The organism is Plesiomonas sp. ZOR0011, from assembly GCF_000800945.1.
Classification (GTDB): domain Bacteria; phylum Pseudomonadota; class Gammaproteobacteria; order Enterobacterales; family CAMTGL01; genus Plesiomonas; species Plesiomonas shigelloides.
The window spans coordinates 162,809-173,121 of sequence record NZ_JRKB01000035.1; the positions used below are offsets into that span (position 1 = coordinate 162,809).

Here is a 10,313-nt window from a genome sequence, read left to right on the forward strand (position 1 = left end):
TCCGAAAAGATGTTCTATACACAGGACGGAGCAGAGGCTCCGTCCATGTTAATTCGATAATGCTGAATACGGCAGCTGTAGCCTTGATCGCAATAGGAATATTCCCTGTTGTGATAGGCGGTTACTGTCAGTTTAGCCGTTGCAGGCCAGTGGTAGGGAGAAGGCCTTGCATAAATCGGCAACAAATTGTGGATCCTGACAGATGGTTTTCCCTGGGCTGTCAGACAGCTTGGCCACGGGCTTACCGTTGCATTCAGTCAATTTGATCACAATGTTCAGCGGTTCAACCCCTGGAATATCGCAAGTCAGGCGAGTACCAATGCCGAACGTGATGTTAATCCGATGGTGGAAGTGGCGATACAAGCCCAAGGCTTTATCCAAATCCAGATTGTCGGAAAAGACCAGCGTTTTGCTCTGCGGATCGATACCAAGCGCTTGATAGTGCGCAATGGCTTTTTCACCCCACGCGATGGCATCACCAGAGTCGTGGCGCAAACCTTGGTAGCGGGTGGCAAAACGCAAATCGAAATCGCGCAAGAACGCATCCATGGTGATGCAGTCTGTCAGCGCAATGCCGAGTGAGTCTGGATACACCTTAAGCCATGCATCCAGTGCGGCGCGCTGACTTTGTGCCAGCGCCGGACTCAGTTGCTGGTGCGCTTGGAACCATTCATGGGCTTGGGTACCGACCGGAGTCAGGTTCAACTGCCGCGCTAAGTGGTAGTTACTGGTGCCACAAAAGCCCGGGAACTCTTGCTGCAATGTACTGATAACGGCGTGTTGCACATCGGCAGAGAAACGGCGACGAGTACCGAAGTCGACCAAACGGAACTGATCCATATTCAGATCTGCCGAGTTGGCTTCAAAAATTGCCAGCTTGTTACGCAGATGACTGACCGCTTGCTCAGTTGTGATATGTGGATAGCGGTGACGCTGGCTGATCTCACTGATCAAGGCCAACAGCGGAACCTCCCACATGATCACTTCGTGCCATGGGCCTTCAATATGCAGCGCCAGTTGCCCTTGCACCACATTCACGGTGACTTGCTCAGGCTTATAGCGATAATTCTTGAGCCAGTTTAGGTAGTCGGCACGGAAAAACGGCAGGCCGGATAAGTACCGGTATTCTTCGTCGCTCAGCGACAGATCGGCCATCAGCTCAATCTGGGCTGCAATTTCATGCGCATAGCGGCTCAGCGCGTGCGCGCCACGGCAGCGGAACTCCGCTACCACCGGAGTATCCGGGTAGAGCAGGTAAACCGCTTGCTGCATATGCAGCTTATAAGCATCAGTGTCGAGCAGTGACGACAAAATCGGCGTGATTACGGATTGAGTCATAATTACCGTACAATATCCTTTATAAACACTGGCTGTTAACCACTGCGGCAAGTATACCTCAGAACAGTATGACATCCGTCAAGTTTATTTACTGCAAAGCAGACAAACATACCGTATGTAATGTTTTGTCTCTGTATTTATTCTTTATTTTTGCGCCATCCTCTGCCAGCTTGCATACAATAGACCTCGTGTTCAGTCGAAACGAATTAAGACAGGCGGCAAGATATGTCCTCTTGGCAAACCCTTGAAAGCAAAACTGTTTATGAAAACCCGTGGATGCGGGTGCGGGAAGACCAGGTCATTAATCCGGCCGGCAATCCGGCGCTGTACGGGGTTGTGGAGTTCAAAAACCGTGGCGTAGGTATCGTGCCTTTGCATGCGGATGGCTCTATCACCTTGGTGCGGCAAACCCGTTATGCAACCGGCTGCAATAGCTCGTTGGAGCTGCCGGAAGGCGGTTGTCCGCACGGTGAGAACTGGTTTGATACCGCGCGCCGCGAACTGCAAGAAGAGACCGGTCTACTGGCGGAGGCCATTGAGCCTTTGCTGTTGGGTTTCCATGTCTCGAATTCCATCACCAATGAGACCGGTGCGCTGTTTGTGGCTACTGGCTTAAGCCAAGCGGAACAGACTTTGGAAGAGTCGGAAGATATTACGGTAGAGCGCTATCCGTTTGATGATGTTTTGCAGATGGTGAAAAGCGGCATAATTACCGATGGTTATACTATTATGGGTATTTTATGTCTGGCTGCGGAGCGAAGCCGTTTTGGCTTATAAACGGTGTTTGACCACAACCTTATTTTTATGACAGGCTGCAAGTAATTCATCGCACAATATGTTTATCGCAGCATGAATCTCACGCTTTTAATTTCAATGAGAGTGCGAGTCACAACATGAGTTACTGCGCGTGTTGAAGATGAAAACAGCCTAAATACTGCAGAGGGAAGAAGAATAATGACGCAACAAATGCAGACCGAGCCGCAAGCTAAATATCGCAAGGATTACCGCGCGCCAGATTACACCATTACTGATGTGGCGCTGGATTTTGATTTATCCGCCGATGATACCGTGGTGACTGCCGTTAGCCATCTGGTTCGTCAGAGTGAGCATGCCCAGCCGTTGGTACTTAACGGTGAGGGGCTGACGCTGGTTTCCGTGGCCGTGAATGGCCAGCCAGTGACGGATTATCAGCAAGATAGCCATAGTCTGACCATCAACGGTTTGCCGGCGGAGTGTGAGTTAACCATCATCACGCGTTTTAGCCCAGCGAAAAATACGGCGCTGTCGGGCTTGTATCAATCCGGTGAGGCACTGTGCACCCAGTGTGAAGCGGAAGGGTTCCGTCGCATCACCTATTTCCTTGACCGCCCAGATGTGTTGGCGCGTTATCAGACCAAAATCACCGCCGATAAAGCGCGTTATCCGTACCTGCTGTCTAACGGGAACCGTGTGGCGAGCGGAGAGCTGGCGGATGGGCGTCACTGGATGCAGTGGTCTGATCCATTCCCGAAACCGTCGTATCTGTTCGCACTGGTGGCGGGCGATTTTGATGTATTGCGTGATACTTTCACCACGCGCTCGGGTCGTGATGTCGCGCTGGAGCTGTATGTCGATCGCGGTAATCTGGATCGCGCCGATTGGGCGATGGAATCCTTGAAGCAATCGATGCGCTGGGATGAACGCCGTTTTGGTCTGGAATACGATCTGGATATCTACATGATCGTGGCGGTGGACTTCTTCAATATGGGCGCGATGGAGAACAAAGGGCTGAACGTCTTTAACTCCAAGTTTGTGCTGGCAAAAGCCGAAACCGCTACCGATACCGATTATCTGGATATCGAACGGGTGATTGGGCATGAATATTTCCACAACTGGACCGGTAACCGCGTGACCTGTCGCGACTGGTTCCAGCTCAGTCTAAAAGAAGGGCTGACTGTGTTCCGCGATCAAGAGTTCAGCTCTGATCTGGGCTCACGTGCGGTTAACCGCATCAATAATGTGCGAGTGATGCGGGGTGCACAGTTCGCTGAAGATGCGAGCCCTATGGCCCACCCGATCCGTCCGGATAAAGTTATCGAGATGAATAACTTCTATACCGTGACCGTGTACGAGAAAGGCTCTGAAGTCATTCGCATGATGCACACCTTGCTGGGTGAAGAGGCGTTTCAAGCGGGGATGCGCTTGTATTTCGAGCGTCATGACGGCAGTGCGGCAACCTGTGAAGATTTTGTCAAAGCGATGGAAGATGCCTCGGGTATCGATTTGACCCAATTCCGCCGTTGGTACAGCCAAGCCGGTACACCGCAGTTGCAGGTGCGTGATGAATATGATGCTAAGCAGCAGGTTTATCGTCTGCATGTGCGCCAAAGTACGCCGCCAACGCCAGAACAAACCGAAAAACTGGCTTTGCATATTCCACTAGATATTGAGCTTTATGCCGAAGATGGCGCGGTGATCCCGCTGCAAAGTGGGGGGCAGGCGGTGAGTTCGGTGCTGAATGTCACTGAGCCGGAGCAAACGTTCGTCTTTGAAAAGGTGCCGCAAGCGCCAGTTATCTCACTGCTGCGTGAGTTTTCTGCGCCAGTGAAACTGGATTACCCGTACACCGATAAGCAACTGACTTTCCTGATGGCGCATGCTCGCAATGACTTTGCACGTTGGGATGCGGCGCAAATGCTGATTGGTAAATATGTGCGTTTGAATGTCGCTAACTGGCAGGCCGGTAATGCGCTGGAGTTGCCGATTGAGGTAGTGGATGCATTCCGTGCAGTATTGCTGGATGAGCAGCTCGATCCGGCCTTGGCGGCCTTGATCCTGACATTGCCGAAAGAGACCGAGCTGGCGGAATTGTTCGATCTGATTGATCCGGATGCGATCCGCGCGGTGCGTGAATTTATTCGTGATGAGCTGGTGTTGGAATTAAACGATGAACTGCGCGCTGTGTATCAAGCGCATGTTTTGCCAGAATATCGTGTTGAGCATGCTGATATTGCTCGTCGTGCGCTGCGTAATACTTGTCTCAGTTATTTGGCCTTTGCTGAAGGGGCTGACGCACTGGTGCGTCGTCAATACGAGCAGGCCGATAACATGACCGATACGCTGGCCGCGCTGTCTGCCGCTGTCAGTGCCGAGTTGCCATGCCGTGACAACCTGATGCAGCACTTTGCGGATAAATGGCAGCATGATGGCTTGGTGATGGATAAGTGGTTCATGTTGCAGGCAACCAGTCCGGCGGCCAATGTGCTGGAAAACGTGAAAGCGTTGATGCAGCATCCGTCATTCAGCTTGGCGAATCCGAACCGTACGCGCTCTCTGATTGGTGCTTTTGCATCGGGTAATCCATCGGCCTTCCATGCTAAAGATGGCTCGGGTTATCGCTTCCTGACCGATGTGCTGGTGGAGTTGAATAGCCGTAATCCTCAGGTGGCATCACGGTTGATTGAGCCGTTGATCCGCTTGGGGCGTTATGACGCCGAACGTCAGCAATTGATGCGCGAGCAGCTGTTACGTTTACAAAAACTGGACAATTTGGCACGTGATTTGTTTGAAAAAATCACCAAGTCTTTAGGCTAAGCCTGCTGAGGGGATAAAATCCTACTTTTCAGCATATTTGTCTGTTTAACCGGATACGGCAGGGCAACCTGCCGTATTGTTTGCGATGATCTTCCATTTTTCCCTTTCAATTGATTATCAAACCTTTTTACACCACTACCATGGTCAAGCTCGGCAAATTTTGGTCTGGTCTGAAGAGGGAAAGCGGCTGAGTTTACCGGCGGCCCGTTTTCGTACATTTTTGCTACATAACGGTGTTAATGGTCGCTTTCGACTGGAAATAAATGCGCAAAACAGCATTGTTAGTCTGCAACGCTGCTGAAAGTGACAAAAATTGACGAAACACAATGACAAAGCCGATCAACTTGACCATAATGCGACTCCGGTTTCTGACCGGGGCATTCAGCTCGTTTATGCTTGATGATTGCGCAGTTCCGGGTGAGGAAACACACAGACCGGTACTGCTTTTTTCTCCCTCTGCTGTGTAGCCCTCCCGTTGATGCGCAGGATTCGTGACCGCGTGTTTATCAGGAGAGGTATCATGCTTTACCGTTTAGCCCGACAAGCCATTTTTCAATTTGAGCCAGAACGCGCTCATGATTTAACCATTCATAATCTTAAGCTGATCACCGGCACTCCCCTCGAATACGTCATCCGTCAAAATATCCCCAATAAGTCTGTCAGCTGCATGGGTTTGAGCTTTAAAAATCCAGTGGGTTTAGCCGCGGGTCTGGATAAAAACGCTGATTGCCTCGATGCATTGGGTGCGATGGGATTTGGATTTATCGAAGTCGGTACCGTAACGCCACGTCCGCAACCGGGTAATGACAAGCCACGTCTATTCCGCATTTTGGAAGCCGAAGGGATCATCAACCGGATGGGCTTTAATAATATGGGTGTCGATTATCTGGTCGAGAATGTAAAACAGGCGAAATACGATGGCATTATCGGCATCAATATTGGTAAAAACAAAGATACACCGGTAGAGAAAGGTAAAGATGATTACCTGATTTGTATGGATAAAGTGTACGAGCATGCCGGTTATATTGCGATCAATATTTCCTCTCCAAATACGCCGGGCCTGCGTACATTACAATATGGCGAAGCGTTGGATGATTTGCTGCAAGGCGTAAAATTGCGCCAAGAAGAGCTGCATAAAAAGCATGGCCGTTATGTACCGGTGGCGGTGAAAATTGCACCAGATTTAACCGATGAAGAGTTAATCCAAATTGCCGATAGCTTGGTGCGCTATAAAATTGATGGTGTCATTGCCACTAACACCACGTTAGACCGTAGTTTGGTGCAAGGATATAAGCATGCCGAAGAAGCGGGTGGATTAAGTGGCCGACCGTTACAGCATCGTAGTACTGAAGTGATCCGTAAATTATCCGCTGAGCTGAAAGGGCAGTTACCGATAATCGGTGTCGGCGGGATTGATTCAGCCATTGCCGCGCGTGAGAAAATGGCTGCGGGAGCATCACTGGTGCAGATTTATTCTGGCTTTATTTATCATGGTCCGCGTTTAATTAAAGATATTGTGTCCCATCTCTGATTATTTCTGCATAAAAGGCCAGACAGGGGTTTGCAATAACGCCTGTCTGGTTTACATTTATCCTGTACCTTGCCGTTTTATAAAACACACTGTCTACACTGATAAAATACATTAGGTCTGATAATGAAAATCAAGCCGGACGATCGCTGGAAATGGTATTTTGACGCCGAGTTTGACCGTTTAATGCTCGATCTTGCCAATGGAATGGTATTTCGCTCCCGGCTCGCGGGTCGTTTTTTGATTGCGGATATTTTTTCTGGCTGTGCATTTACGGTCGAAGATACAGCGCAATATTATGATTATATGGATGGCTTACACGCTAGCCCACTGACATCAGCACAGAAAGCAGAATTAGTTTTAAACGCCGTTGCCGCGCAACGCTTTTTAAAACCGGTAATGCCAAAGAGCTGGTATTTTGCCCAAATCAATCATGGTTATTCACCGGAAATGGGTGAATTGGTTCAAGTACAATTGGTTGATAGCGAAGAAAAAGTATTGCTGTTTGTGGTGGAAAATAGCGGTAACGCCAGTTTGTGCTTAGTTGCCCAGCCACAGATGATCCTCAATGATCGCCCTCTGGCTCTCGGCGAGCCGATTAAGGTGATGAATGATCGCCTGTCTCCAGCCTCTACGCTGGCCTATGGGGCGTATGCGTGTGCGGGTTAATCGCGTTTCATCAGCATGGCTGAGTATGTGAAATACATAAATTGTGTGATGTAAGTCACTTTGCGGTGATTTTCACGCTGAGTATTTGCATAAAAGTTTGATGTACCTCTTTATCTGACAATAGTCAGATCCTTATACTTCGCTCCTTCTATACTACGGAGCGCAAAAGTATGAGCATTCTTATGGCAATCGCACTGACTACCGGTCTTCTCTCTGGTCTTTGGGCTTGGATTGCGGTCAGTCTCGGTTTGCTCAGTTGGGCGGGTTTCCTCGGCTGCACCACCTACTTTGCGTCTCCAGTCGATGGGGTACGTGGCTTGCTGCTTAGCGTGCTGACTAATCTGAGCGGTGTTTTCTGGGCGATGGTGATCCTGCATGGCAGCGCATTAACTCCGCATCTGGAAATCGCCGGTTATATGCTGACCGCCGTCGTCTCTTTCTTTATGTGTATCCAAGCCAAGCAAAACTGGCTGAAATTCATTCCAGGAACATTCATTGGCTGCTGTGCGACTTTTGCAGCTAACGGCCAATGGCAGGTGGTTGTGCCATCGCTGGTGTTAGGTGCGGTATTTGGTTACAGCATGAAAGCCAGCGGTGTTTGGCTGCATGGCAAATTAGTGCAGAAGAAAAATATGCAGTCAGAACAGCACGTGACGATACAAGAAGGTGTCGAAGAAAAAAGTGCAGAGAAATCGGTACAGTCTGCGTGATGCCCATGGCAGTCGTCTGCTATGAGTGCATTTCCTTCCCTAAATAGCACATCGCTTATCTTAAATAACGCTTATTAGACTAAGTAGCATGATGTTTTGCATGCTACTTATTGTTTTCTTTATAGCTGCCTGTTTAGTGCTATACATCGCTTAGATAACGATGCTTTCAACCACTCGGCTTACTACATCTCGCTCGGGTGTGGCCCTGCGCAGCATGACTGGCTTAGATTCGCTTGAAGAGGGTGCCTCAAGCGCCATGCGCCGAGGGATCCCTAAACATGGTGCTTTCTCGCCATTGACCAGCTGGCCGTGGTAATGCTGCAAATGTTGCCGGAATTCAGTCAGAGTGGGGCGCTTTTCTGGCTGGTGCAGGCCTTCAATAAAGCAGCGCTCAAACAGTTGCTGCAATGTATCAGGGATCATTTGCCACAATAAGTACCATTCACCTAATGGAATATGGTGCTGGCCATCGGCACTAATGTTACAACGCGCATAAGGGAAAAAGCCCTTCGTCATATTATCCGCTAAGCTTTCCCCTCCTTGATGATCAAATGGGTGTCGCCCCATCATTAACGTCATAAAGGTGATCATCGCCACGGCGTAGCAATCAGAGGCGGCATTGCGTCGCGTTTCTTTCAGTGATTTCCCCCGAAATTCGGGCGGCAGCAGACTTGGGTGACCAACGGTACAGGCAAAAACTTGCTCATCAGAATGTGGGATTTGGAAACTGTCGCAATCGAGCAATGTGACTGTGCCGATATGCGGGTCGCACAACAAATTGTGCGGATTTAGATCGCCGACAAAAATATTTTGCTGATGCAAAGCATCCAGCGTGGCCAGTAGATTGAGCAGATAGCCCACTAACTCGATGCGATTGAGTGCCGGCGCATGCTGATGATACAAATTAGGATGAATCAGCTTGGCCAGCGGAAATCCACGCGCATGGTACATGGCATAGCCCAGCCAGTTTTGCAGCTCATCAAAAATCAGTACCCGCGGCCAGGCTAACGGCAACGTACGTAGCGCAGCAGACATGCTGATCTGTTGGGTGATTTTCGCTCGTTGCTCTTTACTGTAAGCGGGCAGCGCTCTACGTCCAGCGTGGTAACATTTGATGAGAATGTCTGGCTGGTGCTGCAGGGCAAATACCGTGCCTTCACCGCCGCGGCCAATGTATGCCCCTAAACGGCGAAAATGGCCGTGAATATCCAGAATTTTATCGCCCGGATTCACAGCGCTTCCCAACCTAAGGTATCAACTTCTTCGGTATCTGGCATATCTGGATGGGATTGGCTCAGGCGCTCCATGCTGGCGGACAGCCATTGGAAAAACTCGCGAAAACGTAGTCCGCGTAGGCGCATCGGTTTACGCTCACCAAAGTGCGTTAACACATTTAAATCCGCATCTGGGCCCATGGCAATCGAATACACCGAGAGTTTTTTCTGATCGGCCAGAGTCTGACAACGTACAGCTGCCGAGCGCCATTCATCAGTAGGCACGCCATCTGTCATCAAAATCAGCCACGGCTGGTGGTAAGCCACTCCCGCTTTTTGATAGGCACGTTTACGCGCTTCCAAGATATCCAAACCGGCATGTACTGCGGCGCCCATCGGGCTATCACCACTGGCAATAAAGTTATCTACGTTCTCAATTTGTCGAACGGGGGTCAGCGGTAGTTGCGGGATCACTCGATGACCAAACGTCACCACGCCCACTTCCACTGATTGCCCCGCATAATCATCATGCTTCACCGCTTGAATGAATTGCTGCAACCCCTGATTTAGTTCGCGGATAGCAATGTCGTACATGCTGTAGGACGTATCCAGCACCAAGATGCAGGGGCAGCGGTGCGAAGGGTTATCAATCAGATCGTAATAAGACTGTAGCGGCTTGGTCATTGATGGTGTGTTCTTTCAACGGGCCTGAGAGCGCATGCAGCGCGGCAGGCGAAATGATCGGTAATTGCTGGATATAAGCGTCATGATTACGCCATTTATTAAACGTATCCTGAAGGATTTTGCGATAAACCAGTCATTTATTACAAACTCCCGTTGTTGAGTGATGCATCCGAGTCTAAGCACTCATTAACTCTGAGTTGGGGGGTCTTTATCGGTGTACTTTATGTATGTGTAGAGATGGCAGAGGGTATCAAGGAAGCTAAAAGAAGATGAAAGAGCGATGAAAAACGAGAAAACGTATGGGGAATCGTCCTCCTCGAGCGAAATGAGACTCCAGAGGTATGAGGTATTGGCTATAAATCGGTGATTAAATACACAAAACTGTGATTTAGTTCAATGTTTGCGCGCTTGATACGTTTTTCGATAAAAAATGTGATTTAGCCCTTGCGTCTTTTCGGCACCTCCCTATAATGCGTTCCCTGTCGGCACGGAACGAAACGCGAAAGCAAATCGGACGTGAAGCGACATTGCTCTTTAAAAAGTTAATCAGACAATCTGTGTGGGCACTCGTTTGAGAATGCTGATATCCAAAAGATA

Annotated in this window: 9 protein-coding genes; 6 read left to right on the plus strand and 3 right to left on the minus strand. The window is 49.5% G+C overall.

The window, feature by feature from the left end; genetic code table 11:
- Window positions 1-132: 132 nt before the first annotated feature.
- Entirely contained in the window at window positions 133-1,338 is a 1,206-nt protein-coding gene (pncB, locus tag L975_RS06980; RefSeq protein ID WP_010863988.1) for a nicotinate phosphoribosyltransferase, read from the minus strand.
- Window positions 1,339-1,563: 225 nt separating this feature from the next.
- Here pncB and L975_RS06985 point away from each other — a divergent pair, with 225 nt between their 5' ends.
- From L975_RS06985 to L975_RS07005, 6 genes are all read left to right on the plus strand, one after another.
- The gene (locus tag L975_RS06985; protein WP_047707881.1) at window positions 1,564-2,115 is read left to right on the plus strand and encodes an NUDIX hydrolase; all 552 of its coding nucleotides are present in this window, start codon (window positions 1,564-1,566) and stop codon (window positions 2,113-2,115) included.
- 189 nt (window positions 2,116-2,304) lie between these two features.
- Window positions 2,305-4,911, plus strand: coding sequence for an aminopeptidase N (pepN, locus tag L975_RS06990; RefSeq protein ID WP_369795319.1), 2,607 nt, complete (start codon window positions 2,305-2,307; stop codon window positions 4,909-4,911).
- A gap of 85 nt (window positions 4,912-4,996) precedes the next feature.
- A complete protein-coding gene (locus tag L975_RS18710) occupies window positions 4,997-5,212 on the plus strand; it encodes a DUF2835 family protein (protein WP_010863985.1) in 216 nt (71 codons plus the stop codon).
- Window positions 5,213-5,431: 219 nt separating this feature from the next.
- On the plus strand, window positions 5,432-6,442 hold the full coding sequence (pyrD, locus tag L975_RS06995) for a quinone-dependent dihydroorotate dehydrogenase (protein ID WP_010863984.1): 1,011 nt from the start codon (window positions 5,432-5,434) through the stop codon (window positions 6,440-6,442).
- 123 nt (window positions 6,443-6,565) lie between these two features.
- Window positions 6,566-7,108, plus strand: a complete 543-nt coding sequence (locus L975_RS07000) for a cell division protein ZapC (RefSeq protein ID WP_010863983.1) — start codon at window positions 6,566-6,568, stop codon at window positions 7,106-7,108.
- Between the two features lie 170 nt (window positions 7,109-7,278).
- Window positions 7,279-7,818 carry a DUF1097 domain-containing protein gene (locus tag L975_RS07005; RefSeq protein ID WP_052181320.1) on the plus strand — a complete coding sequence of 180 codons (540 nt, stop codon included), beginning with the start codon at window positions 7,279-7,281 and terminating at the stop codon, window positions 7,816-7,818.
- A 150-nt stretch (window positions 7,819-7,968) separates the two neighbouring features.
- Here L975_RS07005 and L975_RS07010 read toward each other — a convergent pair whose 3' ends face one another.
- Complete coding sequence (locus L975_RS07010) at window positions 7,969-9,051, minus strand: hypothetical protein (protein WP_052181321.1); 1,083 nt, start codon at window positions 9,049-9,051, stop codon at window positions 7,969-7,971.
- Window positions 9,048-9,716: a VWA domain-containing protein gene (locus tag L975_RS07015; protein WP_039046723.1), complete on the minus strand. Its 669-nt coding sequence runs from the start codon at window positions 9,714-9,716 to the stop codon at window positions 9,048-9,050. Before L975_RS07015 ends, L975_RS07010 begins: the two co-directional genes overlap by 4 nt.
- Between the last annotated feature and the right edge of the window lie 597 nt (window positions 9,717-10,313).

Coding starts and splice junctions, on each gene's coding strand:
- L975_RS07005 (WP_052181320.1), top strand. CDS start 7,279: ATGAGCATTCTTATGGCAATCGCACTGACTACCGGTCTTCTCTCTGGT.
- L975_RS07000 (WP_010863983.1), top strand. CDS start 6,566: ATGAAAATCAAGCCGGACGATCGCTGGAAATGGTATTTTGACGCCGAG.
- L975_RS06985 (WP_047707881.1), top strand. CDS start 1,564: ATGTCCTCTTGGCAAACCCTTGAAAGCAAAACTGTTTATGAAAACCCG.
- L975_RS07015 (WP_039046723.1), bottom strand. CDS start 9,716: ATGACCAAGCCGCTACAGTCTTATTACGATCTGATTGATAACCCTTCG.
- pyrD (WP_010863984.1), top strand. CDS start 5,432: ATGCTTTACCGTTTAGCCCGACAAGCCATTTTTCAATTTGAGCCAGAA.
- pepN (WP_369795319.1), top strand. CDS start 2,305: ATGCAGACCGAGCCGCAAGCTAAATATCGCAAGGATTACCGCGCGCCA.
- L975_RS18710 (WP_010863985.1), top strand. CDS start 4,997: ATGATCTTCCATTTTTCCCTTTCAATTGATTATCAAACCTTTTTACAC.
- pncB (WP_010863988.1), bottom strand. CDS start 1,338: ATGACTCAATCCGTAATCACGCCGATTTTGTCGTCACTGCTCGACACT.